Source organism: Lysinibacillus sphaericus (assembly GCF_006864135.1).
In the GTDB taxonomy this organism is placed as follows: domain Bacteria; phylum Bacillota; class Bacilli; order Bacillales_A; family Planococcaceae; genus Lysinibacillus.
Genome location: NZ_SADV01000006.1, coordinates 148,707 through 174,122 on the forward strand (window position 1 = coordinate 148,707; position 25,416 = coordinate 174,122).

Annotated in this window: 28 protein-coding genes; 10 read left to right on the forward strand and 18 right to left on the reverse strand. The window is 37.2% G+C overall.

Going from position 1 to position 25,416, the window contains the following annotated elements:
- Positions 1–154: 154 nt before the first annotated feature.
- A complete protein-coding gene (locus C7Y47_RS09775; RefSeq protein ID WP_142508610.1) occupies positions 155–1,237 on the forward strand; it encodes a type III polyketide synthase in 1,083 nt (360 codons plus the stop codon).
- Position 1,238: 1 nt separating this feature from the next.
- Entirely contained in the window at positions 1,239–1,781 is a 543-nt protein-coding gene (locus C7Y47_RS09780; protein WP_142508611.1) for an isoprenylcysteine carboxyl methyltransferase family protein, read from the forward strand.
- A 50-nt stretch (positions 1,782–1,831) separates the two neighbouring features.
- Here the strand turns inward: C7Y47_RS09780 and C7Y47_RS09785 are convergent, their stop codons facing one another.
- On the reverse strand, positions 1,832–3,025 hold the full coding sequence (locus C7Y47_RS09785; protein WP_142508612.1) for a GTP-binding protein: 1,194 nt from the start codon (positions 3,023–3,025) through the stop codon (positions 1,832–1,834).
- A gap of 169 nt (positions 3,026–3,194) precedes the next feature.
- On the opposite strand from C7Y47_RS09785, the gene rpmG reads away from it, so the two are divergent.
- A complete protein-coding gene (gene rpmG / locus C7Y47_RS09790; RefSeq protein ID WP_053481849.1) occupies positions 3,195–3,344 on the forward strand; it encodes a 50S ribosomal protein L33 in 150 nt (49 codons plus the stop codon).
- A 90-nt stretch (positions 3,345–3,434) separates the two neighbouring features.
- On the opposite strand, the gene C7Y47_RS09795 is transcribed toward rpmG, so the two are convergent.
- The 4 genes from C7Y47_RS09795 to C7Y47_RS09810 form a co-directional block, all read right to left on the reverse strand.
- On the reverse strand, positions 3,435–4,238 hold the full coding sequence (locus C7Y47_RS09795) for a hypothetical protein (RefSeq protein ID WP_142508613.1): 804 nt from the start codon (positions 4,236–4,238) through the stop codon (positions 3,435–3,437).
- A 15-nt stretch (positions 4,239–4,253) separates the two neighbouring features.
- Entirely contained in the window at positions 4,254–4,550 is a 297-nt protein-coding gene (locus tag C7Y47_RS09800) for a hypothetical protein (RefSeq protein WP_142508614.1), read from the reverse strand.
- Complete coding sequence (locus C7Y47_RS09805) at positions 4,543–5,118, reverse strand: hypothetical protein (RefSeq protein ID WP_142508615.1); 576 nt, start codon at positions 5,116–5,118, stop codon at positions 4,543–4,545. Before C7Y47_RS09805 ends, C7Y47_RS09800 begins: the two co-directional genes overlap by 8 nt.
- Positions 5,119–5,254: 136 nt before the next feature.
- Entirely contained in the window at positions 5,255–5,893 is a 639-nt protein-coding gene (locus C7Y47_RS09810) for a hypothetical protein (protein WP_132361363.1), read from the reverse strand.
- Between the two features lie 439 nt (positions 5,894–6,332).
- Between C7Y47_RS09810 and C7Y47_RS09815 the strand changes: the two genes are divergently transcribed.
- Positions 6,333–7,685 (forward strand): hypothetical protein, encoded by a 1,353-nt coding sequence (locus tag C7Y47_RS09815; protein WP_142508616.1) that lies wholly within the window; start codon positions 6,333–6,335, stop codon positions 7,683–7,685.
- Between the two features lie 264 nt (positions 7,686–7,949).
- Positions 7,950–8,564, forward strand: a complete 615-nt coding sequence (locus C7Y47_RS09820; RefSeq protein ID WP_132361359.1) for an exosporium glycoprotein BclB-related protein — start codon at positions 7,950–7,952, stop codon at positions 8,562–8,564.
- A 143-nt stretch (positions 8,565–8,707) separates the two neighbouring features.
- Here the strand turns inward: C7Y47_RS09820 and C7Y47_RS09825 are convergent, their stop codons facing one another.
- The 10 genes from C7Y47_RS09825 to C7Y47_RS09870 all read right to left on the reverse strand — a co-directional run bounded on the left by C7Y47_RS09825 (position 8,708) and on the right by C7Y47_RS09870 (position 17,273).
- Positions 8,708–9,220, reverse strand: coding sequence for a YfiT family bacillithiol transferase (locus C7Y47_RS09825; protein WP_142508617.1), 513 nt, complete (start codon positions 9,218–9,220; stop codon positions 8,708–8,710).
- 150 nt (positions 9,221–9,370) lie between these two features.
- Complete coding sequence (locus C7Y47_RS09830; RefSeq protein WP_142508618.1) at positions 9,371–9,853, reverse strand: hypothetical protein; 483 nt, start codon at positions 9,851–9,853, stop codon at positions 9,371–9,373.
- A gap of 446 nt (positions 9,854–10,299) precedes the next feature.
- On the reverse strand, positions 10,300–11,073 hold the full coding sequence (locus tag C7Y47_RS09835) for an alpha/beta hydrolase (protein ID WP_255505114.1): 774 nt from the start codon (positions 11,071–11,073) through the stop codon (positions 10,300–10,302).
- Entirely contained in the window at positions 11,070–11,870 is an 801-nt protein-coding gene (locus tag C7Y47_RS09840; RefSeq protein WP_142508619.1) for an ABC transporter ATP-binding protein, read from the reverse strand. Before C7Y47_RS09840 ends, C7Y47_RS09835 begins: the two co-directional genes overlap by 4 nt.
- 11 nt (positions 11,871–11,881) lie before the next feature.
- On the reverse strand, positions 11,882–12,883 hold the full coding sequence (locus C7Y47_RS09845; RefSeq protein ID WP_142508729.1) for a FecCD family ABC transporter permease: 1,002 nt from the start codon (positions 12,881–12,883) through the stop codon (positions 11,882–11,884).
- Between the two features lie 22 nt (positions 12,884–12,905).
- Positions 12,906–13,913 (reverse strand): FecCD family ABC transporter permease, encoded by a 1,008-nt coding sequence (locus tag C7Y47_RS09850; RefSeq protein ID WP_142508620.1) that lies wholly within the window; start codon positions 13,911–13,913, stop codon positions 12,906–12,908.
- Positions 13,914–14,178: 265 nt separating this feature from the next.
- The gene (locus C7Y47_RS09855; protein ID WP_142508621.1) at positions 14,179–15,156 is read right to left on the reverse strand and encodes an ABC transporter substrate-binding protein; all 978 of its coding nucleotides are present in this window, start codon (positions 15,154–15,156) and stop codon (positions 14,179–14,181) included.
- 219 nt (positions 15,157–15,375) lie between these two features.
- Entirely contained in the window at positions 15,376–16,206 is an 831-nt protein-coding gene (locus C7Y47_RS09860; protein WP_142508622.1) for a helix-turn-helix domain-containing protein, read from the reverse strand.
- A 10-nt stretch (positions 16,207–16,216) separates the two neighbouring features.
- Positions 16,217–16,681 carry a DinB family protein gene (locus C7Y47_RS09865; protein ID WP_142508623.1) on the reverse strand — a complete coding sequence of 155 codons (465 nt, stop codon included), beginning with the start codon at positions 16,679–16,681 and terminating at the stop codon, positions 16,217–16,219.
- Between the two features lie 25 nt (positions 16,682–16,706).
- A complete protein-coding gene (locus C7Y47_RS09870; protein ID WP_142508624.1) occupies positions 16,707–17,273 on the reverse strand; it encodes a nucleotidyltransferase family protein in 567 nt (188 codons plus the stop codon).
- 387 nt (positions 17,274–17,660) lie between these two features.
- Here C7Y47_RS09870 and C7Y47_RS09875 point away from each other — a divergent pair, with 387 nt between their 5' ends.
- Positions 17,661–18,413, forward strand: a complete 753-nt coding sequence (locus C7Y47_RS09875; protein WP_255505122.1) for a sulfite exporter TauE/SafE family protein — start codon at positions 17,661–17,663, stop codon at positions 18,411–18,413.
- On the opposite strand, the gene C7Y47_RS09880 is transcribed toward C7Y47_RS09875, so the two are convergent.
- Positions 18,410–18,769: a YybH family protein gene (locus C7Y47_RS09880; protein WP_142508626.1), complete on the reverse strand. Its 360-nt coding sequence runs from the start codon at positions 18,767–18,769 to the stop codon at positions 18,410–18,412. The genes C7Y47_RS09875 and C7Y47_RS09880 overlap by 4 nt on opposite strands.
- A gap of 134 nt (positions 18,770–18,903) precedes the next feature.
- On the opposite strand from C7Y47_RS09880, the gene C7Y47_RS09885 reads away from it, so the two are divergent.
- Positions 18,904–19,395, forward strand: coding sequence for an SRPBCC family protein (locus tag C7Y47_RS09885; RefSeq protein ID WP_142508627.1), 492 nt, complete (start codon positions 18,904–18,906; stop codon positions 19,393–19,395).
- Positions 19,396–19,645: 250 nt separating this feature from the next.
- On the opposite strand, the gene C7Y47_RS09890 is transcribed toward C7Y47_RS09885, so the two are convergent.
- Together C7Y47_RS09890 and C7Y47_RS09895 are read right to left on the reverse strand one after the other, a co-directional pair.
- The gene (locus C7Y47_RS09890; RefSeq protein ID WP_142508628.1) at positions 19,646–20,074 is read right to left on the reverse strand and encodes a hypothetical protein; all 429 of its coding nucleotides are present in this window, start codon (positions 20,072–20,074) and stop codon (positions 19,646–19,648) included.
- A gap of 254 nt (positions 20,075–20,328) precedes the next feature.
- Complete coding sequence (locus tag C7Y47_RS09895; RefSeq protein ID WP_142508629.1) at positions 20,329–20,841, reverse strand: DNA-deoxyinosine glycosylase; 513 nt, start codon at positions 20,839–20,841, stop codon at positions 20,329–20,331.
- 742 nt (positions 20,842–21,583) lie between these two features.
- Between C7Y47_RS09895 and C7Y47_RS09900 the strand changes: the two genes are divergently transcribed.
- The 3 genes from C7Y47_RS09900 (at position 21,584) to C7Y47_RS09910 (ending at position 25,232) form a co-directional block, all read left to right on the forward strand.
- Entirely contained in the window at positions 21,584–23,122 is a 1,539-nt protein-coding gene (locus C7Y47_RS09900; protein WP_185903448.1) for an ATP-binding protein, read from the forward strand.
- Positions 23,091–23,804, forward strand: coding sequence for a response regulator (locus tag C7Y47_RS09905; RefSeq protein WP_142508631.1), 714 nt, complete (start codon positions 23,091–23,093; stop codon positions 23,802–23,804). The genes C7Y47_RS09900 and C7Y47_RS09905 overlap by 32 nt, the downstream gene beginning before the upstream one ends.
- A gap of 105 nt (positions 23,805–23,909) precedes the next feature.
- Complete coding sequence (locus C7Y47_RS09910) at positions 23,910–25,232, forward strand: CitMHS family transporter (protein ID WP_142508632.1); 1,323 nt, start codon at positions 23,910–23,912, stop codon at positions 25,230–25,232.
- Positions 25,233–25,416 lie beyond the last annotated feature (184 nt).

Below are 25,416 nucleotides of genomic sequence, written 5' to 3' on the forward strand. Positions count from 1 at the left end.
GATCTATTCATCATGTCACATCACCTACTTCCGATTTAGTTATTTCCAATATAGCGAAATATTCCGAAATTGTCAATTATCTTCTAACAAGCATGTATCCCCTCCCCCCCTGCATACAATAAACAAGACCACTATTGGCAAAGGAGATGTTGAATTGTCAAAAATCATTTCTATTAGTACATACCAACCACCGTACACATTACAACAAATAAACGCAGAGGAGCTAACAAAGGAACTTTTCCATGCGAAAATCCCTAAGTTAGAACGTTACTTAAAAGTTTTTGAGAATGGTGGTATTGCAACACGCCATTTTTGTGTACCACCTGAATGGCATCGTACCGATCATTCCTTTGAGGAACGAAACGATTTATATATTGAACTAGCTACACAATATAGCGTTGATGTTATTCAAGCCTGTTTACAAAATGAAGCGTTTTTACAATCACCGGTTTCTCCTAAAGACATTGATGCTATTATTTTTGTAAGTAGTACGGGTATTTCCACACCAAGTATTGATGCACGCGTTATGAATAAACTTCCTTTTTCAGACAGACTTAAACGTATTCCACTTTGGGGACTTGGCTGTGCTGGTGGTGCGGCGGGTGTTAGTAGAGCCTATGATTTTTGTCGTGCCCATCCAGAAGCAAAAGTTCTTGTCGTTTGTGTCGAGCTTTGTAGTCTAACCTTTCAGCCAAATGATTTTTCAAAAAGCAATTTAATCGGTGCGTCTCTTTTTGCAGATGGGGCCGCATGTATACTCGTCTGTGGAGATGACGTGAATATCGCAGTAAAAAAGCCAATACCTGCTATTATCGGGACTGGCTCTAAATGGATGCCAGATTCAGAAAATGTTATGGGTTGGAATATTAAAAACAATGGTCTACATGTCGTTTTTCAGAAAAGTATTCCTGCCATCATTACCAATTGGCTTGGTCCATTCATTGAACAATTTTTATTGGAACATGAACTATACAATGAACAGCTTACCCATTTCATCGCACATCCCGGCGGTAAAAAAGTGTTAAAAGCTTATGAAGATACTCTATATCTAGCTTCCAAAAAAACCGATATTTCTCGGGAAATATTGAAATTTCACGGAAATATGTCATCTCCTACGGTGCTATATGTATTGGAGCAATTTATGTTAAACGAAGGACAAGTAGAGGATACTGGCTTGCTCGTCGCTCTCGGCCCTGGCTTCTGTGCTGAAGCTGTATTACTTAAATGGAGGGAGTAGCATGATTATCTACATTATTTTGATCCTCGTCATTCTACAAAGATTGACAGAAGTTTTCATTGCAAAACGCAATGAAAGATGGATGCTTTCACAAGGGGCATATGAAGTTGGTTCTTCTCATTATCCATATATGGTTGCTTTGCATGCTGGTTTTTTCCTATTTTTAATTATTGAAGTCGTTACTAATCATAAAAGTTTATCTCCTTTATTTCCGTTATTATTCTTATTATTTATTGCCGTTCAAGTATTACGCATTTGGTGTATCCGTTCATTGGGGTCTTTTTGGAACACAAAAATTCTCATATTGCCGGATGCAGAAGTTGTACGAAAAGGCCCTTACACATTTATGCGTCATCCAAATTACGCTGTAGTTTGCTTAGAAATTATGCTTCTACCTTTAATGTTTCAAGCATATTTTACAGCATTTTGCTTTACACTTTTAAATGTGACAATGCTGTCCGTGCGCATTCCACTTGAGGAAAAGGCCTTGCGAGATGCGACTAATTATAATCATGTATTTCACAAGAAGATTTCGGAATCCTAGCCGAAATCTTCTTTGTTTCGCTTTCGCTATCTAAACACTTGCTGAAAGAATTAATGCCATTCCCAATTGAACGGATCTTGTAAACCATCCCATGAGTTATTAAACTCATCTTCCGTTAATAAACACTTGTCTAGTTCTTTTATAATCGCCTCTTTATCTAAATCAACACCAATAATAACGAGCTGTGTCATGCGATCTCCAAATTCCTCATCCCAATCTTCTACTACCTCAGGACTTTGCAAGAAAACATCCTGCTGTTGTTCCTTTGGTAGAGCGGCTACCCAATAAGAAACTGGTTCTATTTTTGCCGATGAACCTGCCTGTGATAGTAATAATGCAACATTCTGATGTTTCGCACTCCAAATAATACCCTTTGCTCGGACAATAGATTCTGGCATATGATCACACCATTCTACAAATCGCATTGGATGAAATGGTCTTCTACGCTTATAAATGAAAGAAGAAATGCCATACTCCTCCGTTTCCGGTGTATGATTTTCATGACCAAGCTCTAATTCCTTTAACCAGCCAGCAGATTCTGATACCCGTTCAAAGTCAAAGCGTCCAGTATTTAAAATCTCAGCTGGCTCTATTACACCGTTTACTGTACGAATTAGCTTGGCTTCAGGTTGTAATGCACGTAAAATACGTTCTAATCTTTCAAGCTCTTCATCTGATACTAAATCACATTTGTTTAATACAAGGACATCACAAAACTCGATTTGGTCAATGAGTAAGTCGGCAACATCCCTTTCATCTAACTCGCCGACTGCCTCCTTACGCTCTAAAAGACTTTCACCCGACTGAAAATCATGCCAAAAACGATTCGCATCTACAACGGTCACCATCGTATCAAGTTGGCAAAACTTTGTTAAATCAATACCAAGCTCCTCATCTAAATAGCTAAATGTTTGAGCAACAGGTATTGGTTCGCTAATCCCCGTCGATTCAATTAAAATATAATCAATAGTACCGAGCCTTGCGAGACGCTCCACCTCCTGCAATAAATCCTCACGTAGCGTGCAACAAATACAACCATTCGATAACTCCACAAATTTTTCCTCTGTTCGTGAAATGCCGCTTCCATTTGCAATTAGTTCTGCATCGATATTAATTTCACTCATATCATTGACGATTACAGCAACACGCATATCTTTTTCATTTTGTAAAACATGATTCATCATTGTTGTCTTACCAGAACCTAAATAACCACTTAACACTGTAACAGGGATTTTCTTTGTCATCTTTACAACTCCTTAAATCGTAATTATTACTATTTACATTTCGTAATTAAAACATAGAGTCCTAAAAAACGCAACGCTAAAAACTTTACGGAAATACGGTATTGACATATTTCTCTAAAAATAATAATGTATAAAGCGTAATAATTACGATTTAAAAGGAGGTTATTTTATGCGTGTACAAGTGACATTAGCCTGTACAGAAACAGGTGATAAAAACTATATCACTACAAAAAATAAACGAACTAATCCAGAAAGGCTGGAGCTTAAGAAATATTCACCACGTTTAAAAAGGGTTACATTACACAGAGAAACGAAATAATATGTATTACGTCTAGAATCCACTAGTAACATAAAAATGGCTGTTTCAAAAGTGTCTGTCGTACTTTTGAAACAGCTTGCAACACAAATTTTATACAATTTTATCAGTATTGATTTCGATAGTAAGCTCGTTCAATTTATGTTCCAGATCCTCAAGTAAGCGTAATTTATGATTCAATTGCTTCTCAAAATCCATTGATTGAGCAAATACCTTATTTACTTGAGCATCTATATGTGTAATAAACCCTGTATTCATTATCGTTTTTCCACTCAGGGAAAGGCTATATTTTTTGATATTCGCCAATTCTTCCGTTAATTTTGCTATCTCACTACTTTTCTCCTCTATTTCTTTGGTTAAATGCTTATTAAGATTGTCTGAACTGGCTTGTTCTAAACGGGATCTTTCAAGGGCTTCAATGATAGTATTCATTTGTTGGCTTATATCTTTTGTAAAAACGTTTAGCTTCTTTTCAAGGCAATCGACTATAGTCTTATCATGAACATCTGAATTTGTAGAAAGTAATTTATCTTTAGCGGATGTTAACGTTTCCTTCATTAGCTTATTTTCTGCACGCAGCTCTTCTAATTCCTTTAATAAACCCTCTATCGAAGAAAGTTGTTTTTTCTTCTGGGTTTCTCTTGCTTGTATATCTTCATAGTAAGTTTTAAGCTTTTTTTCATGGTCTCTCTTCTGCTTTAAAAGCTCCATCGAAAGCTCCTTTTTCTGCTTTGTTAATTGAACATTTTCCCGCTCTAATCTCAGTACTAGTGAATAATAATCACTATCTCTGAGCCTTTTAACTTCATTTTTATATTTCGCTAATTCTGCTCTTAAAAAAATGATCATTTGCTGCAACTGAATAGGATCATTGTTTTTAACAATATCATTATCCACACTCGCGCCTCCTAATCACGACATTTTTTTAAGTAAACTAATCACTTCTTCAAATTGCTCCTTACTATCCTCTAACATCTCATCAAGCTGCTTAATAATCTTAATATCTATTTCCTCATCACCAATTTCTTCAGCTTTGCTCTTTTCTCCTGACATTAAATAGGCAAGAAGTAGATTCAATGTGCCTTTTTCGAGATAGGCAAAGCTGTTATTTTTCGTATTATTATAGTTAGATAGATTCGTAAGCTGTTCCTTTATTAGTTGATGGACAACACTATCTATTTTTTGATTTATATTTTCAGACTCACTCATTTTCATCCTCCTGTGTATGACTAATTCCATTGAGATTAATAGGATTTAAGACAACGACACCATCTTTGAACTCATCACAATATGTAAAACCCATGATACTTCCTGAATAAGAAAAATTATGACCCCACTTAATTTGAAAGTTAGGAAATGATAATGTTTCGTTTGGCTCTAACGTTGTTTTGCCTATAGGTCTAAGCCAGAATTCCTCCTTGCTTGATTGATCGTTGATTCGTTCCCAGCTACTGTTGCCTTTTAAATTTGGTGCGAAATGTTCATAGACATACCTTCCTGAGAAAGAGAATGGAGAGTCTTCAGGCAGTTTTATACATAGATACGGATTCGTTATAGGCTGATTCCCTATATTGCGAATATGATAGGAGCCCAAACATAAGCTTTCCTCATCAGGATTATAAGAAATATTGAACGAGGACGTGAAATAACTAATGATGTTGACACTATCCGGAATAATAAGCTTCTCAACCGTTTTTTTAATTTCATGAACATAAAAATCTGTTTGTTTTTTTAGTTCATTTATCTTTTCTTCCACATGATCGATACGAGTAGTCATAATTAGTACCCCCTTGCCAATAGTATTTAATTAACCAACCTACTTTAAGCGCTAGCTACTGTCTGAAATCTTGCATAAAAAAAAGAGAGGATTAACCTCTCTTTATAATATGATTTTCTTCTATGTGTTAGTACCATTAACCAACTGTTGGGAATATAGCTGGGCACTGCTGCGGGCGTACTACACCCGGACATGCGAACGGTAATTCTGCTCTTGGTTCGCAGAAAGTCGCTAAGAATTCCACAGTTACTGGGAATGTAGATTGAATACTTTGGCAAACAGATACAGTAATCGTTAATGCAGAAAACGTAATTGTCCCTGCTCCAGCTGTTAATGTTCCAGTTGTACACACGAAACAATCTAAATCTGTGAATAAAATTTCTACATCTGTCCCTGTTGGCGCACATAATGTAACTTGTTCGCAACGAGAAAGTGGAATAGTATTGCTTGTGAACATAGTGCCGTTCGGTAAACAAACAACTATCGTAAGAATAAAGTTCTTTTGAATAGTTAAATTTTGAAGACATACAGTTGCACCATCAATTGAGAATTGGCGATTCTCACGGTTCAAGATAACAATAGGGTTTGTTGTTGATGGAACTACCTTACATGTAACTACTGCACCTGTTAAATCAGTCGTTGGCGTTACTCCTGGAAAAGTAATTGGTCCAGTAGGGGAAAAATCAAACGACATTTCCTTTACAATCCAGTCAAATACCTTATCGACGTTTATACAAATAAGTTCTTGCGCCTGGGATGGCATATTCTCTAGCATCCTTTTGACACCTCCATAATTTTTTTACCTTTCGTTTGTATCTTATGTTTTCTAACTAAAAGTGCATGGGCTAAAAAGTAATTCGTTCTGATTTTTATGAATCAATTATGCTTCAGCAAAATTGCCGCTGTCGCACAGATAAATTGCCACAGGACGTGGCTGAGTTCCTCTATTTTTTAGCAGGTGTTTGAACCTGCCGAAAAGTAACTTAAATTAGCAATGTATCCCCTATAAAGGCGGGAGTCTTCTGTAACTGGTGCTTTACTTTCGTTACGAAAAATAATTGCAAGTTAAAATACTAAAGTATCAGTATGTATCGTTTTTGCTTATACCGCCCTTTCTTAAGAAGAAACTAAAATGTTTGAAAGGACCGGTATATTTGTAACAGAAAGTAAACATTTTTAATAAAATATAAATGGACTGAAAGGGGTGAAATGCAATGGAAAATTCAAAATTGTACTCCACTCAAGGCATTGAACAATTGAAGCAAAAAATAGAAGGCTACAAGGATACATTAACTTCATTAAAAATGGGAAATTCAATTGAAGATTACCTATTTATGAAAATGGATTTTGATGAAATTAAAACGCAAATGGCACTGTTAGAAGAGCTAAACGAAACAATAGATGATAAGCAAAAAAATTCCCAAATCAGAGGCTATGAGGAGCAGATAAAACTTCTATCAGCACAAATTGAGTCTTTGAATCAAACAATTGAAGAAATGAACCGAGATATACTAAAGGTTTTAAACAAATTACTTACGATTGAAAATACCGAAGCTCCAACCACTCCACCTAAAACTGAAAAAATATCTAATTTCTTTGCTAACGGTGCTCAGAAGGATTCGATCATTACACAGACAACAAGCCCGTCGACGAATACATCTAAGCAGCCCTCTTATAAAATGCTACAAAACCTGGCAGGTAAAGCAACAAATACGCAATTAGATGGAAACAATGGTACACCTTCTACTCGCAACGGAAATCAAAAAGATGTACCCGAGGAACGCCATTTTAATCAACAATACTTTCAATCAATAAATACTCATCCAAGCCAAATATATAATGGCTTATATAGAAATACGAACACTGAATCCACCTTCCATTTTAAGCACGCTACGAACATACAAGAAATTCCAGTTAGTATCAACGGACCTGCCTTAGCGCCTGACGATGCCTCAACTCCCGAGAATTACAGAAAAAAAAATACTGCTGTCACTGTAGCTGAAATGAACGCTGCCATAACGAATGAGCCAAGCAATCTTGAGGTACTTGAAACTGTTATTGAGCCTGTCATTCCAGAAGCAACCGAAAATGTTCTTGAGCCTGTTATTCCAGAAGCCGAAAGCGTTATTGAGCCTATCGTTCCAGAAGTAGCCGAAAACGTTATTGAGCCGCCTGTCGTTCCAGAAGTAGAAGAAAACGTTATTGAGCCTGTCATTCCGGAAGTAGACGAAAACGTTATTGAGCCTGTCATTCCAGGAGTAGCCGAAAACGTTATTGAGCCTGTCATTCCGGAAGTAGACGAAAACGTTATTGAGCCTGTTATTCCGGAAGCGACTGAAATGGTTATTGAGCCTGTCGTTCTAGGAACAGATAAAGTGGTTAACGAGCAAGTGGACGCAAATAAATCACCTATTTTAAAAGGTGATTTATGTGAAATTGTTGAACCTACATTAGGGGAAGTATATGAAACCCATACACAAATTGAAGAGGTAAACGAATCACCTGAGGAAAGCCAGAAAAAAGAGAAGGGTTCTTTGTTTTTCAATTTCTTTCGAAAATGGAGTTAGTTTAAAGTTGTTGTGTTCACAGCTTAGGATCAATCTAGATTTATACGATAAATTTGTCCAATACGTATGAAAATACATATTGGACTTTTTTTGTTTAATTAACCACATAAGCAGAAGGTCAATTTCATTATAGAATACTTGTCATTGACAAATAACCTCTAAAAAAGGCCTCCATAATTTCCACATATAAAAACTTCAATGCGGATATTTGCCCTAACCCTATAATCTTAGCTGAATAGAATAATGAAGAAAGGGGGTGTAAAAATGTGTATGAATTGTATGAATTCAGCGTGCGGCGGCTGCGCAAATCAAAATAATCAGTGTACTGCACTTGGTCCTTTTGAAGCTATTGAAGCTGCATGTATTACGACTCCACCAGCAACAGGCTCCATCATCCCATTCGCATCAGGAATAGTTCCTGTTGTTTTAACATCAGTTCTTGGTGGCGCTATCGGTACAGTTAGTCTTGTAGGATTCGGTACGTCTATTCCAGGGGTAACTCTTACTGGTACAAATATAGATTTAACTGCCGCTACAGGAACAGAAGCCTTTTCAGTTCCACGTGCTGGTACTATTACATCTATTTCTGCATCATTGTCTGCAACAGTTGCTGTAACCCTTACAGGAACAGCAACAGTCAGAGCACAAATTTACCGCGCGGTTGCGGGAAGTAATGTTTTCAGCCCTACAACAGCATTCGTTGATTTAGCACCTGCTCTATCAACTATAGCAGTAGGTACTATTACATTTGGTACTGCAAACGTTGCACCAGTGCCAGTAGCTGCTGGTGATCGCTTATTAATGGTGTTCTCCATTACTTCCTCAGGGATTGTTGCTACTGTGACTGGTAACGCAAGTGCAGGAATTAATATTGTATAAAAAATTATGTTCGTAAGTTAGATAAAGCTACTATACAGTATCATTATCCGTGTAACATACGATATTGACTTAAAAACAATTTCAAAAGTAGGCGATTTTCTTTAAGATCTGGAAATCGCCTATTTTCACTCTGGAAAAATTCTTTATTTAGCTAAAGCTATCTGAATATGAGCAAGATGATGTTTCCCATGCCAAGCATATAAGGCTACAGCTTTTTCAAGTGTCATTAATCCTGAATCAGGATGATTAAATGCTCGTTGTAATTGCTCTGCTGTTAAGTTTGTTAGCAAATAAACCCAGCGTTCATGTAAGCTCTCAATCATTTTATAAGATGTTGAGGCGGGCATTTTCGAATCCGGAAGCTGTGCCCATTCCACTTCGTTATAAGGTTTAATTGTCGGCATATCCTCCGTCAAAGCTAGTTTAAAACGGATGTAGCTATTCATATGACTATCTGCAATATGGTGGACAAGCTGCGTAACAGTCCAAGCATTTTCTCGGTAGGATTTCGTTAATGCTTGCTCACTGGCTCCACTAAGTGCCTCTGCTAGTTGTTTCGGTAATAGACGAATATCCTTCATCCATTCCTGTACCTGCTGTGCTGTAACTACTTCCGGAAATTGAAATTGTCCAATTGGATATCGTAAATCGGTCATAATAACTATCCTCCATTTCTATTTTCTTACTTTTTATTTTACCAATTTTATAATTTTGTCGCTATTCGCATTAATTGTTCTAAGCAAAACCCTCATTTTATAAGAATTTCAGCTTACAAAACGAGGGTCATTATGTGAAATATTCACTCTCTATTCATGTATATCGTAAATTAACGTATCAAAATAACTTTCATTTACATACAGTAAAATCGCCCATTCCCCCGGTTTTGGGATTTTTACACTTGATGGTCTATGGGCATCTGCACCATTAACAGGACCACCAAGCCCTATAGTCCAGCCATCTACTAAAATAGGGTGCACTGTTTTTGAATCTTTATGATAGCCGACAATTGTTAACTTGGTATCACGATCTTCTGCAATTCCCCAAATATGCCACATCCATTTTTGAGTGTTTAAACTCGGCATATTGGCCCCGATAACACCTGATTTATCCTCATTACCAATAATACCTCTCTCTCCAAACTCTACAGCCTTTTTGTCCCAATCAATTAATTTGAAGTCACTTTCTTGCACAAAGTCAGGTAAATCCTTTGGCAGGGTAACCGCTTTCTCATGCCTTGTACAGCCTACCAACATTAACAACACTGTTACCATAAGTATCCATCGCCTCATTACTACACTCCCTACAAGTCATAGTTATTTCATTAAACGAATGTATCGCGTAAATTGTTGCAGAGTATTCAGATAATTTTTTGCATTCTTTTATTCTATAGATCTCATCACAAATTTAACTAACGACTTTAGTGGATGAGTAATCGATAAAGCTGTCTCTTTTTCGAATTGCCGTGCAGCCTCAACCATTGAAAGCTGTGCAACTGAAATATACTGCCGTTCGCCCGCTACATCATGAAGGGCTTGAGCGTGCGAATTGTTGAGGCTCAGCTCAGCGGGTGTCAAGCGCTGAAAGAATTTGAAGGCGTGTAGCATAACGTTATGAATTACTGAAGCATCCTCTATTTGTGCTAAATTAATTGTTCATCTGCCAACACTCCCTTTTTATAATGAATTTTTAAACAAAAATAAACCGCATTACCATAAAATAATGCGGTCATTACAATTTATTTTTTGTTCATAAAACGTATTGCTCTACTCATAACAGTTGGGACGATGGAAGCATGATTTTCCTCCAACGCTTCATAGAAGGAGATATCCATGATTTTCTGTAATTCACTCGCGATTTGTTGTGCATCATCCACCATAAAGGTTTCAAGTTCCCCCACGCCAATGAATAATTTTTCATAAGCAAATGGACGCTCTTTTATAAATGTTGTGGCAAAATTGAATAGTTCATGCTCATTCCACCAAATAGAAGGGCTAATCGCTATATAACGTTGAAAGCTTGCTTGATGATGGAATAATTGCCAAAGTACATAGTAACCCGCTAATGAATGCCCAAACAGTGCTTCATGCTGCATATTTACTGGGAATTCAGCCTGAATGCTTGGCTTTAATTCCTCCTCTAAAAATCTACTAAAGTTCGCTGCTCCTCCATGTTCCTCATAGCCATTACCTTTAAATCTTGCAGGATACGTATACGTTTCGGCTTGTCCTGTAAAATCATAAAATCTCCGTTCATGCATATCCGCACCATGCCCAATTCCTACAACAATAGTTGGCAAAACACCCGTTTTAGGTGCATTACGACTTTGTAGGCGGACCGCTTCCTTTACAAGATGGAAATAGGACGATCCATCTAATACGTATAAAACAGGAAAACCTCCCTGCGGTACTTCTCCATTCGGTACATAGATATTTACTGTATAAGTATAATTCGTAAATTTCGATACAATTTGCTGCGTCTCATAATCAAGTACTTTCTTTTCCTCCATCATTTATCGGTCTCCTTCATAACATCATAGCCATAACATACTGGTGTTTTCGTAACTGGATCTTGCATAATACGTGCATTAATATTGAATACGTTCCGCATAACATCTGCACATAAAATTTCCTCAGGCGTGCCAGTTTTCATTACAGCTCCCTGTCGCATTGCGATTAAATGATCGGAATATCGTGCCGCATGGTTAATATCGTGCAATACCATCACAATCGTACAACGATGCTGTTCGTTTAAGTCTTTGACAATTTCTAGCACTTCTAACTGATGCGCCATATCTAAATAAGTTGTCGGTTCATCTAATAACAAAATATTCGTTTCTTGGGCTAAGGCCATTGCAAGCCATACACGCTGGCGTTGCCCTCCAGAAAGCTGAGCAAGCTCTCGATTTCGATACTCCATCGTATTTGTCACATTTAAAGCCCATTCAATCATTTCCTCATCCTTGTTTGTTAGGCGATTAACATTGTTACGATGTGGATAACGACCGTAAGCAATAAGCTCCTCAACCTTTAACTGACCTGGGGCAATAGGCGTTTGGGACAAGATTGCTAGCTTTTTCGCAATATCCTTCGTCGATAAATTTTGCATATTTTGGTCCTGTAAATAGACCGTTCCTTGCTGCTTCTTTAATATACGACCAATTGTTTTTAATAATGTTGATTTTCCACATCCATTTGGGCCAATAATAGTCGTAACCTTTCCTTCTTCTATTGTTAAATTTAAGCCTTCAAACACCCGAACCTGCTCATAGCCAGAAGCCAAATTTTCCATTCTAAATGCAGTTTGCATACTATTTCCCCCTATGCCTTCGATTTCACTAGTAAATATAAGAAATATGGAATCCCGATAATCGAAACAACAATACCAACTGCCAGTTCAGACGGCGCAAACACTGTTTTCCCTATAAAGTCAGCAAAAATAAGCAATCCCGCACCTATTAATGCACTTACTGGCATGACATAACGATGTTGTATCCCAACAAGCTGTTTAGCAATATGTGGCGCCATTAATCCAATAAAACCGATACTACCTGACACCGATACGCAGGCACTGACTAAGCCGACGCTTGCCAATAACAGCTTCATCTTCTCTTTTTCTACCGCTATCCCTAAGCTAGTAATACTGTCCTCTTCTAATTGAAAATAATCGAGCAAATATGATTTCCGATAAACATAAAAGCCTATTAAAATAAGCCATGGTAGCATAGTCACAACAAAAATCCAGTTTGCATTATAAATAGAACCAGCCATCCAAACTGCAGCAGCTTCATAATCCTGAGCATTCATTTTCAATGATAAAAACAGTGACAATGCCCCGAATCCACTATTAATCGCAATCCCTGTTAAAATTAGCCGTTGCATATCTAAATGACCGTTTTTCAGGGCAAACGTGTAAATTAACACAGCAGCCATCGCACCACCAACGAATCCAAAGATCGGCATCATCAAAATGGACAGCCAGCTACTCATATCTGCAGATGTGAGATGTAATTGAAAGAAAAACATAAAGATAACTACCGCTGCACCAGCACCAGCATTGATCCCTAAAATCCCAGGGTCTGCTAGGCCATTACGCGTAATACCTTGTAGCACAACCCCTGCCATCCCTAAACCAACACCTACTAGTGCTGCAATGACAATACGTGGTAAACGAAATTCAAAAATGACAAGATCAAATTTTGAATTTGGTTCAATGCGTAGCAATGTTTTTAAAATATCCATCACCGACATATCAAAGACACCGTTTGTAAGATGTAGATAGCTGGCACCAAGAATAAATAACATGAGTATCGAAACAGTCATAACGAATACACTCGAGGTTTTTTTACGCACGTTTTTCACCTCCGTGTTTACGTACTAAATATAAGAAGAACGGAACACCAACAAATGCCGTTAATACACCGATTGGCGTTTCGAATGGGTAATTAACAAAGCGACTGAGTACATCACAAAGCGCTAAGAAAAATGCTCCTACTGCAGCTGCACACGGAATGATAAAACGGTAATCCACTCCAACAAGGAAACGTGTAATATGAGGAATGACTAATCCTACAAAGGCAATCTTTCCTACAAGTGCAACAGCCGTACCTGTTAAACAGACAACGGCTAGCATACTAATAATTTTCACGGCTTTTGTTTTTTGCCCGAGTCCAATAGCTATATCTTCTCCTAATGAAGTTATCGTAATGGACTTAGCTGATACTAATGCAAGAACTAAACCGACTAGCCCAAATGGAATAGCTAGCATGAGCATATCCATATCCACCATATGTACCTTTGTGTTATACCAAACACTTACCGTTTGTGATACTTGGAAATACATCGCAATGGCTGTAGCAATACTGCTCAAAAACGTACCAATGACTGTTCCAATAATAGCGAGCCTTACTGGTGATAAACCATTTCGAATTAAAGAGCCAAAACCAAATACAATCCCTGCTCCTAATGCTGAACCGAACATTGAAAGTAATATCATTTGGTAATTAGGAAGCCCTGGGAAAAATACTATTGCTAACGTAATCATAAATGCAGAACCATCATTAACTCCCATTAGCGAAGGGGATGCTAAATAATTTCGTGTAATACCTTGCATTACTGCCCCAGCCACCGCTAAAAATGACCCAACTAGTAATACCGCGGCAATTCTAGGAATACGTCCTGTTCGTATAATTTGGTGGTCAACATTCGAAGGATCAAATGCAGTAATCGCCTGCCACACCGTAATTGCACTAATGTCTTTTGTGCCGTACATAACGGATACTAATGCCACAATTGCAATTAGGATTGGAGCAGCTGCTAATATTGAAAATGCCACAATGTTTGTTTTTTTCAACTTCCACACCTTTTTCTATATCAATTATTCCTCGGCATCATTGTAGCTGTCGCTGTGCTTTCGCTACAGATAAACAATGCGTCCGAAGGCTTTGGCCCAACACGATGTTGGTCACTCAGGCGTTTTCACAGGATGTGGAGTTCTTAGCCTGAGTTCCTCTTTTCAGCGGATGTTTGGACATCCGATAAAAGAAGTTGAACTCTATCTTATAAAAGGCTGGTAATAGCCTGGTGATGCCACCAAATCTACTACCAGCCTCTTTATACTATTTAAGTAATTTTTCAGCTGCGATATCTAAGAATTTCACCTTAGACCATGCAGTACCACCTTGCGCTAAAGGTTCAATGGCATTTAAGAAAACTTGATTATTTTGTGATGCCTTTAAGCTTGCAAAGATTGGATTCTTTTGTAGCTCTTCTAATGCTTTTGGTGCGTCAGCATTTTCTGATTCCTCAAATTGAAGGAAAATAGCATCTGGATTAACCTCTGCTAATGTTTCAAGAGATAGTTCAGCCTGTGCCTTTGCAGTTTTTAAAACCTCTGGTATTGGAGCCCCTAAATCTTCATATAGAACAGGGTTTAAATAAACGCCCGCAGGATAGATATACATGATGCCACCACGTACTCGAATAACTAGAACTTGCTTGTCCGCTAATTGCTCTTTAGATTTCATTTGAGAATCAGCAACCTTCGCTTCATAATCAGCAATAATTTTTTTAGCCTCGTCTTCTTTACCTGAAAGCTGTGCAAGTAATGTTAAGTTCTCTTTCCAATTTGTAGAGACATGTGAATATGGAATCATCGTTTGAATTTTATTGAGCTTTTCAGCCATTTCCTTAGGATATTTTGTAGAACCTAAAATAACATCTGGATCAAGTTTAAGAATGGCTTCAGTATTCGGTGTCATTTTATCTCCAACAAGCTCAGCACCTTCTAATTCAGAAGCAAGATATGCTGGAATTTTCCCAGCGATATCAAGCACGCCAACAGGCTTGATACCGAGCATTGCCGCATCTTCCATTGACTCTAAGCTTGCAGCTACTATGTTTTTGACATCTGCGGCAATTTCGTATTTTTCACCTAAGTATGTAATCGTTTGTGTTTTCGCTTGATCTTGTGTTTCTGATGCACTAGTTTCTGCTGCATTATTTGTAGATTTAGATTCTTCTGCTTTATCCGTTCCACATGCAGCCAAGGATAGAGCTAATAGAGCAGGTGCACACATTTTAAAATATTTATTCATAGATTTTCTCTCCTAACGAACATAATTATATTGATAATGATAATCATTTTCATTTATAAGTCAATAGCATTGATCCTTTTAATTGATATTCATTATCATTTACGGATACTATCCTAACAAAGAGAAAACCAGTTGTGAATGGACGAATTCGCGAAGTACATGGACTTTTGCCGATTTTCGACCACAAAAAAAGCCGCTTCTTTTTTAAGAAACAACTTTTTATACGTATTTAGCTTCCCCCAGCATTATTTTTCGATATGTTGTCGGGGACATTCCAGTACATTTTTTAAATACTCGACTGAAATAAAAGCAATCTACATAACCTACACATTCTGCTATCTCTGCTACTGGAGAATCGTCATATTTCAGTAATTCCTTCGACCGTCGGATACGATATTCCGTTAAGTAGACGCTAGGCGTCATCCCTGTGTGCTGTTCAAACAGATAAGCAAATCTACGACGCTCCACGCCAAATTCTTCAGCAATTTTCGAAACAGAAAGTTGAGTAGCATAATTCTCATGTATATACTGTAAAGCTTGCTCCATCTGGTCACTTGCTGTATCGAGTATCTTCACTTTTGCCGATATAAGAATGGCTTCCAAAAGATTCATAAATAGAGTCTTTGCTTTGAATATTGACATATTACCTGGCATTGCTTGGCATTCTATTAACTGCTGTACATAGTCAATAATTTTTGTATGATAGCCTGTATTAATTAAAAAGTGCTGAGTTGATAATGGACATTGAGGTATTTCTTCAGAAGGGATATGGTAATGAACAACCGCATACTCCCATCCTTTATCATCTGAAGCTTTAATTTCGATTGGCATTTGTGGTCCTGCATGTACGACCATTCCCGGCTCCATCCCATAAGGGACACCGTTAAAGCTAAATATAGCGCTACCTGCAAGCGGCACAACCAATCCACACTTCCCAGGGGCTGTTGTTCGACCAATATCTATTTGGCCCGGCTCCATTTTATTTGTAAAAACATCCGTAAAACTTACAGATGCATGTGCATAATAATCGATTAAATACTTGATATCCACTTTATACCCTCTACATTCTTAAGGACTTTCGAACTTGTGAAAAATGATGCAAATCATGATCTACTAAACTTGCAAAATAACCGGAAAGCGTTAATTCTGAATCACCTATTGTAAAAGGCTGTCGCCATTGCTCATCAACTATTTGATAAAGCGCGTCAATTAGCTGCTGTCTCTGTTTAATAAAATTGGCTATCGTTTCTTCTTTACTTTGTGCACGACTATCTTTTGCTGCACTAGTATTCATCTCTTCTACAGTCGGTCCTTTTGGTAAGCTTTCTTCTGTAAAAAGAAACGGTAGACGTTGTTTTACCACGAATTCATCCCATGGAGTAAGATGTCCAATTACCTCTGCCACCGTCCATTTTCCAGGAACTATAGACGTGCGCCATTGTTCTTCTGTTATGCTTGCTAAACTTTCGACAAACACGATAGCTTTTTCATAATGCGAGATTATTTGATGTTTATCGTGATACAAATTCCCTTAGCTCCTTCGCTTCATTTTAGTAGAAAATCTGTAGTTTCGGCCAAATTGATTTCCACTGTTTGTTATGGATTCTGCTTTTATAAACTTCATGCATCGGAGAGTCTTTTTGAAAATATGGTGTAGGAGCGACAGTTCCGGAAACTAAGTGTTTGATACCATGTGGTGCAGCTATCTCAAGTATTCCATTAGTAAATCTCACACCAATAGCTGTCGGGATTTCTGGAAAATGCGCCATGCCATCTATAGATGACTGATAAGGTGTACTATTATTTACTACATGCATCCTTGCTTGATTTTTCACAGACCAAGGCTCATTCGGTAAATACTTCATCAATTCTTGTTCATGCTGCTTTTCATAGTTCTCGGAAAGATTTACTTTATCAAAATATATCACATCAATATCGGCTAATGGCGTTCTATATTCTTTTTCATGCAAATAATCCCACACCTTGGATCGAATAAATCCTGCACATACCCATGAATCAGGTAATTGTAACTTTTCTACAGTTTTTAAAATGTTCATCATCCATTTATCTGCGGCAATTAAACTTTTTAGCTCTTGTTCTGTTTTTATCAGTTTCATTCACCTCTGAATTTGTCATACCAATGTTTGCACTGCTAACGAATTATGATTCTCAACCTATGTTCTTATTTTGTTAGCAACATCCTTAGGTGCTTCACGAAAAATATCATGACCTGCGTTAGCGATTGACCCAAACTATTTATAACTCGATTTCATAGCGGCTAAGCAGGGCCAATTAGGAGAGATTGGCGCTTTAAGGGGACTATATTTCAAGAAGTGTTTATAGTGAAAGAAAAAATCAATTGTATTTTGTATAAATCACATTTATATAAAACAAAAATAATATATTAGATTTATAAATTATATATCAGTACCCTTTAACTAATAACGCTAAAGGAGACGTTTATGAAAAAACCTTTTATTTTGATTGTGATGTTTGCCATTGTAATGAGTCTTTTTTATACAAAGCTTACACTGACGCTCGTCGGTATTGGAATTATTGCTGCTTTTATCGGTACACTTGCTGGGGGGGCTGGGCTAATTACGATCCCTGCTATGATGCTTGTTGGTATACCTATTCAAACAGGCATTGCTACGAATAAATTTTCATCGGGCGTTGCAGCGTTGTCGAGCATCTTTTATCTTCTTTATCATAAAGAGCTTCGTCTAGTATCTATTATGAAATATGTTGCTGTAGCTATTGCTGGCGGGGTTTGTGGAGCACTCCTAACCGTATCTATCTCAGAAAAAACAATGAATATTATTGCCTGTATGCTACTTATCTTCGCCTTATTTATAACGCTGAAAAATAAAAAATGGACTGTTAGCTCCGAAGAAATTGACATTAAACACAGCAATAAATTATGGCAGCCATTTTTAATAGCGGTTTATGATGGCGGCTTTGGACCTGGCTCTTCAACCTTCAGCATACTGCATTTTTTACGCTACCATTACTCCTACATAAAGGCTGTACAGCTCACACGCGTACTTATTTTCGGAAGCTGCACAGGGGCATTTATCGTTTTTTACCAAACAGGCTTTATTCAATGGCATTATGCAATGGCGATGGCAATAGGCTCCATTATCGGCTCTCAGCTCGGACTTTTAATTCTACCGAAAATTCCGATAAAAATAGCTAAAATCCTCTTAATAATCATCATTTCATTACTACTTATTCAAGTAGCAATAAAAATAATTTAACTGCTTAAATGCTCATGAATTAACTTCCATTCATTGTTTAAGACCGTAAAAATATTCGTTGCTCTTCCGCTACCCGATACAAATTTCCCGTTATGATAGCCTTCATAATGGTATGTATAAATACAGGTAGCCGATTGTCCATCAACCGTAAGCCACTGAACATCGGCGGCCGAATAAACTTCTTCCTTTATCATATCCCATGCATTATTGAAATAAGCTCCTATTTCTTCTAAAGTTATGCATGTTTTATCCGAAAACCAATACACCGCTTGTGGATGCAAAATTGCCTTTACGTTATTAAAATCATGGGAATTTGTCGCTGCAATATAGTTGTCTAAAGCTTGTTGATATGGCATGGTAATTCCTCCTTTCTTAACTAATATTAATCGGAATTCTACTACTTAGAAATAACAAGAATGAAATAGAAGAAGACATGACAAGACTATTTCAAACAGTTTATGATGAAATAAAAGAAACAAGGAGGGTATCCATGCTTGCTACTATTCAACAACAACAAAATAACTATGTCGTAAAATTTAATCGACCACTGTCACATTCAGTTGATGCTGTTTGGGCAGTATTAACGGAGAATGAAAAGCTTCAAAAATGGATGAATAATTTAGAAATCATTGATCTTCGAAAGAACGGCACAATACATTTTAATATGAATGATGGAACAAACGCTTATAAGGAAATTGCAATTACTGACTATGCCGTGAAGAATATACTCGAGTTTGATTGGGGCAAAGATACAGTAAGGTTTGAGCTCTCCCCTACTAGCAGCGGCTCTATATTAATATTACTTGAATCGATTAGCGAGCTAACTGAGCATACACCTAAAGATTTAGCCGGCTGGCATATATGCCTAGACATGCTCTCAGATTTATTAAACGGAACTGCACATGACGAATTTCCAATGGAAGAATGGCACAATAGGTTTGCAGAGTATACGCAGCTTGTGGATGACGTAGAGAAAATTTAAGCGGAATTACGAATAAACCCCCTAAGCAGAGAAACACATGCTTTAGGAGGTTTATTATTGTTGAAAAATAAAATGGTCAATGCAGACATTTTAGGTGATTTACGTTTTAAGCTACTCGCTTTAACATGCTAGAAGATACATGCTAATTCAGGAACATTTCCTTGGCCATTTTTTCAACACTATGAACCAATAAAAATCCCCTATTAATGACACCTTTATTTCATATACATTTGCTACTTAATACGCCTAATTACCATCTCGTACATTCATACGAGCGAATATTTCTTCTTGCAATAGTTTGGAAGCGCCAACCACTTCTATTACTCCAACGGAACCCTGCAATAAACTCTCTTCCTACAGCAGTTAGGAAGAACCAAAAACCTGTTCCATTAAACATCCATATATACGTATTTCTAAATAAGCAAGATTGAATACCACTTGTACCTACTCCAAAAGGTGGCAGTGATGGCACAAAGCTAGGCGGTGGACCAAGAGGCATTTGACCTGCTGGTGGCGGGCCGAAACTAGGTGGTCCAAATGATGGTGGCGGGCCGAACGGCGGTGATGGACCAAAACTAGGCGGGCCAAACGATGGTGGTGGTCCAAAACCAGGAAGTCCAAATGATGGTTCGAAACCGGGTTCTGGCAGTGGCACAATTTCTTCATATGGATTGTACATGATAAACCCCTCCCTTTACATAATTCAATATATGTAAAAGGGCTAATAACCGTTGAGCAAATTGCCCATTAACTTTGTATTCAGTCGTTCTAAACCGTATTCGTATTTACAAGGTATGTTTTCCAAAAAAGTCGTATCTTCATTTTAAATTCTTATTATTGCCCCACAGAATCTTACTAACTTTGGCAGTAATGCCCTATTATAATCCTCTCCGTCAAATAACACTAATCAGCAGGGATTTTTTTGTCATGTGATTATCTAGGCAAATAAGAGTGCATCACTCGCCAATCCTCAAACTTTTCTTCAAAGGATTTAATATTTTTACCTGGTATTGGACTAGTCGAAGGCATTTTTTGATATGCTCGACCATCTAAAACTTCAAGGCCAATATGCTTTTTAAAAACTTCGAATGACTTTGCGCCATTAAAAAGCACTAACTCAACATTAGAATAGTGTTCGAAAAGCGTTTTAAAATCATTCGGTTTTTCATTACGAATGGCCGCATCTAAGCTCCCTTTACGCTCACACGATTCTATTGTATCCCAGAGACCAATATGATGATCCTTTAGCCATTTTAATCTTTGTCTATACTCCTGAGGTACATCCATCTCTAATATTTCCCCAATAATCGGCCAAAAGTGATTGCGTGGGTTACCATAATATTGTTGTTTCTCTAATGATTGCTTTCCTGGCATTGAGCCGACGATTAACACCTTCGTTGACAAATCAATAACTGGTGGTAATACATTTTTAAGTTCACTCGACATTACAATCAATCCTTCCTAATATTGTAGCGGAAAATTTGTGTTAATGTTATTAAATGTCATGTATCAAATACCAAAAATAAAGGTTCATCACTATACAGTGGGGTTGATTTCCGTTCCGACTGGGCGCTTTGTTGCTGCCGCTTCGCTTTCGCACAGAAAAAACATTTGTAGCTGTCGCTTTGCTTTCGCTACAGAAAACATTTGTAGCTGTCGCTTCGCTTTCGTAAAGAGCAAAGCTTCCTAGGGGCGTCCGATGAGCCGCTTCACTCGCGTTGCTCGCTCCAGGGTCTCGGGCCAACAGATGTTTTTTTGCGCGAAAGCGTAGTGCCAACGAAGCGGCAGCAGCAGGATGTTGGTCACGAAGGCGTTATCACAGGACGTGATGTTTTTAGCCTTCGTTCCTCTATATCGCTAATCCCCAAGGAGTTGCCAAGCCTCCACTCCAATCAACTTATATTCAAAGCATACGTATTAACAAATGTAATCAACATCTTTTTGTGATGGTTTTCCCACTATCTTCAAATAGATCAAGCTTGAGGGCCTCCTCTATTTATTAGCTATTTATGATAGACTAATCATCAGACAAATGGCTATTTTCGAGATAATTTTATTTTTCCGTAAAGGTAGCAGTTACGAGTATCAAACTACATAGAGGTGAAATATGAGAAATTGGTTCCGATCTCTTACAGTTAGAATGATTTTTTTAATAAGTATCCTAATCCTTTTAATATGTGGAATGTTCATGTATCTATTGCAAGAGCATATCCGGGATACGACAGAAAAACAGATGGGAGCGGAAGCATTAAATATTGCTAAAACTCTCGCATCTATGGAAGAAATCACTGCAGCATTTGATAAAGAAAATCCAAGCGAAATTATCCAACCCATTGTCGAGCCTTTAAGAAAAGAAACTGACGCAGCATATATTGTCGTTGGAAATTCTCAAGGAATTCGTTATTCACATCCTTTAAAAGATAAAATTGGAGAGAAAATGGTTGGTGGAGACAATGATGCCGCATTGCTAGATAGACAAGCTTATATTTCTAAAACCATGGGATCATTAGGCGAATCTATTCGTGGTAAAGCTCCCATCATAATAGACAATAAAATTATTGGTGTTGTTTCTGTCGGTTTTTTAACAGAAAATATCGACACAATCATCGAAAGCTATATTCACAAATGGATTAAATACACCTTAATTATTCTTTTAATAGGCATATTAGGTGCAATAGCCATTTCCATTTATATTAAAAAATTATTGTTTAATATGGAACCTATTCAAATCGCTAAATTATATCAACAAAACAAGGTCATTTTAGAAACAACAGCCGAGGGTATAATAGCTGTCGATCACTTTAATCAAATTACGACTATTAATAGAAGTGCATACGAAATGCTAGATTCCGCTCATAATAAGTCTCTATCAGATTGGATGGGTGCAAAAATTGAACATATTTTTACGCCTAAAATTGTTGCAGAGAAAAACATTCATAATTTAGAGCTACCACTTGATGAGCATATTATCATTTTAAATAAAACGCCTTTAGTTGAAAAGAAAAGGAAAATTGGTTCACTATACACCTTCAGAAAGAAAGTAGATATTCAAAAAATCATTGATGAATTAAAACAGATGAAGCAGTATGCAAATGTTCAACGGGCATATACTCATGAATTTGCTAATAAGCTCCATATCATTTTAGGTTTGCTTGTTCATAAGCATTACAACGAAGCTATTGAATTTATTAAAGAAGAACGAAACATACAACTTAAAAATCAGGCTTTTTTAAATAGCAATGTAACAACCCCTCTTCTACTTGCATTAATACAGGGGAAAATTGCAGAAGCGGCAGAACTAGGCATCAAACTCGAGCTTAATGAAATTTCTTCCTCAATCGAAATATCCAAACAGCAAGAAAATGCTATTTTAACAGCTCTTGGTAATGTGCTTCAAAATGCTATTGAAACTTTAAAAAGCTGGGAATCCTCAAATAAATTGATTCAACTATCTATCAATAATTATAAAAACCATTACTTATTTGAGATTCAAGATAATGGCCCGGGTATTGATAATACTATTTACGATAAAATTTTTACAAAAGGTGTATCCACTAAAGAAGGGTTAGATCGCGGACATGGACTAGCTATAAGCAAGAAAGCCCTTCAGGAGATAAATGGAGACATTTTATTGGATTCAGGTGATTTTTCTGGAGCATGTTTTTTAATAATAGTTCCTAAAGGAGACGTTGAGAATGACAATATCAAAAAGTGTCTGGATTATTGAAGATGACTTTAGAGTGGCAAAAATTCACGCAGATTATGTTCATAATATAAAAGGATTTATCGTTACTGAAAATTTACGTACAGGAAAAGAAACGATTGAAAAGCTAAAGACGACCTCTAGTTTACCTGAAATTGTATTAACAGATTTGTATATTCCTGATGTTGAAGGTTGCTCATTAGTAAGCCATATACGCCATCTTTATCCATCTATAAAAATCATCGTAATCTCTGCAGCAACTGAAATAAGTTTAATAAAGGATATATTGGACTTAGGCATTTCAGATTACTTAATAAAACCCTTTGAAGAGCAACGACTTCAAAGAGCATTTCAGAAATATTTACAGGAACATCATTTATTTCAAAATAGCAAAAATGTCACTCAAAAGGATCTTGATTCATTATTTTATAGGGAATCTAGCACTAAAATAATAGATGAAGAAACGTTTGTAAAAGGTATAGATTTGCACACATTACAAATTGTTAAAAGCATTTTCGAAGATCTCAAAACCCAGGAGCTTACAGCCTCACAATTAAGCGAACTCATCGGTTCAAGTCGTTCAACAGCCCGCCGTTATTTAGAATACTTAGTTGGGGAACAGTTTTTACAGACAAAATTGATTTACGGCACCGTCGGAAGACCTGAACGGAAATATGTATATCATGGAACTTATGAACAAAACTAATATTATATTCTTTATTTAACATATGACTATATTGTTTTCCTCTCTTTGGCACTATGATATTTTTTAAATAATCTGAATGATTGATCACAAAGGGAGGAAATATTTTTGAGTTTAAGTATAATCGGATTTTTAACAATTATTATTATTGTTGCTTTGCTTATTAGTGGTCGTGTATCACCACTTGTAGCAATGGTAATACCACCTATCGTGGCAGCATTTATAGCTGGCTTTAATTTTGATGAATTAGGAGAATTCTTTAGTTCTGGATTAAGCTCTGTGATGAACGTAGCTGTTATGTTTATCTTTGCGATTATTTTCTTTGGTATTATGCAGGATGTAGGATTATTCGAACCATTGATCAATAAAATGATTGCGCTTTCAAAAGGAAACATTATTGTTGTTGCAGTAATAACAGTAATAATTGCTGTAGTGGCACAACTAGATGGTTCTGGTGCTTCAACATTTTTAATTACAATCCCAGCATTATTGCCTTTATATTTACGTTTACGCATGAATCCATATCTATTGCTGTTATTAGTTGGGGGAGCTGCAGCAGTTATAAATATGATTCCTTGGGGTGGTCCATTAGGTCGTGTTGCTTCCGTTTTAAAGACGGATGTCACTGAACTTTGGTATCCTTTAATCACTATTCAAATCATTGGTGTCGTGTTAATGATAACTTTAGCGGTGTTCCTTGGTTTTAGAGAAAAGCGCCGTATTCTAAAACAATACGGTACCCTTGACTTCACAAATGATGATCATGCTATTACACAAGGTGTTGTTTCATCAGAAGTAGACACAAGCTTACAACGACCAAAACTACTGTGGATTAATGCTATTGTTACGGTTCTTGTTATCGGAATTTTAGTTGCAGGTATTTTACCAGCAGGATTAGCCTTTTTAATTGGCGTGGCCATCGCCTTACCAATCAACTATCGTTCTCCTAAAGAACAGATGGAACGTGTACAAGCACATGCACCGAATGCCTTAACGATGGCGTCTATCATTATTGCCGCTGGATTATTTTTAGGCATCCTTAATGGTACTGGGATGTTAACTGCAATTGCCAACAACGCCGTACACATTCTACCATCAGCCCTATCATCTTATTTACATATCATTATCGGGGTTTTAGGGGTACCATTTGATTTATTATTAAGTACGGATGCATATTACTTCGCTTTATTCCCTGTAGTTGAACAGATTGGCTTATCTTTCGATATTGATTCTCTTTCAACTGCCTATGCAATGATTATTGGTAATATTGTAGGTACATTTGTATCGCCACTTGCCCCTGCTGTTTGGTTAGCTTTAGGCTTATCAGGCTTAGAAATGGGAAAACACTTAAAATACTCTTTCTTCTGGATGTGGGGATTGAGCATTACTTTACTATTCATTGCTGTAGCAATAGGAATTATTGCTATCTAGCTCATCATCGATTGTTGGAGATGATATTTTTAAAACGTATGCTATGTGTATAAGTTGATTGGAGTGGGGGCTGGGCGACTCCTTGGGGATTAGCCATATAGAGGCACGAAGGCTAAAAGCATCACGTCCTGTGATAACGCCTTCGTGACCCTGCAGCGAAGCGGAGCGGCTCATCGGACGCCCC

Coding starts and splice junctions, on each gene's coding strand:
- C7Y47_RS09780 (WP_142508611.1), top strand. CDS start 1,239: ATGATTATCTACATTATTTTGATCCTCGTCATTCTACAAAGATTGACA.
- C7Y47_RS09785 (WP_142508612.1), bottom strand. CDS start 3,025: ATGACAAAGAAAATCCCTGTTACAGTGTTAAGTGGTTATTTAGGTTCT.
- rpmG (WP_053481849.1), top strand. CDS start 3,195: ATGCGTGTACAAGTGACATTAGCCTGTACAGAAACAGGTGATAAAAAC.
- C7Y47_RS09800 (WP_142508614.1), bottom strand. CDS start 4,550: ATGAGTGAGTCTGAAAATATAAATCAAAAAATAGATAGTGTTGTCCAT.
- C7Y47_RS09805 (WP_142508615.1), bottom strand. CDS start 5,118: ATGACTACTCGTATCGATCATGTGGAAGAAAAGATAAATGAACTAAAA.
- C7Y47_RS09810 (WP_132361363.1), bottom strand. CDS start 5,893: ATGCTAGAGAATATGCCATCCCAGGCGCAAGAACTTATTTGTATAAAC.
- C7Y47_RS09815 (WP_142508616.1), top strand. CDS start 6,333: ATGGAAAATTCAAAATTGTACTCCACTCAAGGCATTGAACAATTGAAG.
- C7Y47_RS09820 (WP_132361359.1), top strand. CDS start 7,950: ATGTGTATGAATTGTATGAATTCAGCGTGCGGCGGCTGCGCAAATCAA.
- C7Y47_RS09825 (WP_142508617.1), bottom strand. CDS start 9,220: ATGACCGATTTACGATATCCAATTGGACAATTTCAATTTCCGGAAGTA.
- C7Y47_RS09830 (WP_142508618.1), bottom strand. CDS start 9,853: ATGAGGCGATGGATACTTATGGTAACAGTGTTGTTAATGTTGGTAGGC.
- C7Y47_RS09835 (WP_255505114.1), bottom strand. CDS start 11,073: ATGATGGAGGAAAAGAAAGTACTTGATTATGAGACGCAGCAAATTGTA.
- C7Y47_RS09840 (WP_142508619.1), bottom strand. CDS start 11,870: ATGCAAACTGCATTTAGAATGGAAAATTTGGCTTCTGGCTATGAGCAG.
- C7Y47_RS09845 (WP_142508729.1), bottom strand. CDS start 12,883: ATGACTGTTTCGATACTCATGTTATTTATTCTTGGTGCCAGCTATCTA.
- C7Y47_RS09855 (WP_142508621.1), bottom strand. CDS start 15,156: ATGAATAAATATTTTAAAATGTGTGCACCTGCTCTATTAGCTCTATCC.
- C7Y47_RS09870 (WP_142508624.1), bottom strand. CDS start 17,273: ATGAAACTGATAAAAACAGAACAAGAGCTAAAAAGTTTAATTGCCGCA.
- C7Y47_RS09875 (WP_255505122.1), top strand. CDS start 17,661: ATGAGTCTTTTTTATACAAAGCTTACACTGACGCTCGTCGGTATTGGA.
- C7Y47_RS09880 (WP_142508626.1), bottom strand. CDS start 18,769: ATGCCATATCAACAAGCTTTAGACAACTATATTGCAGCGACAAATTCC.
- C7Y47_RS09885 (WP_142508627.1), top strand. CDS start 18,904: ATGCTTGCTACTATTCAACAACAACAAAATAACTATGTCGTAAAATTT.
- C7Y47_RS09890 (WP_142508628.1), bottom strand. CDS start 20,074: ATGTACAATCCATATGAAGAAATTGTGCCACTGCCAGAACCCGGTTTC.
- C7Y47_RS09895 (WP_142508629.1), bottom strand. CDS start 20,841: ATGTCGAGTGAACTTAAAAATGTATTACCACCAGTTATTGATTTGTCA.
- C7Y47_RS09900 (WP_185903448.1), top strand. CDS start 21,584: ATGTATCTATTGCAAGAGCATATCCGGGATACGACAGAAAAACAGATG.
- C7Y47_RS09905 (WP_142508631.1), top strand. CDS start 23,091: ATGACAATATCAAAAAGTGTCTGGATTATTGAAGATGACTTTAGAGTG.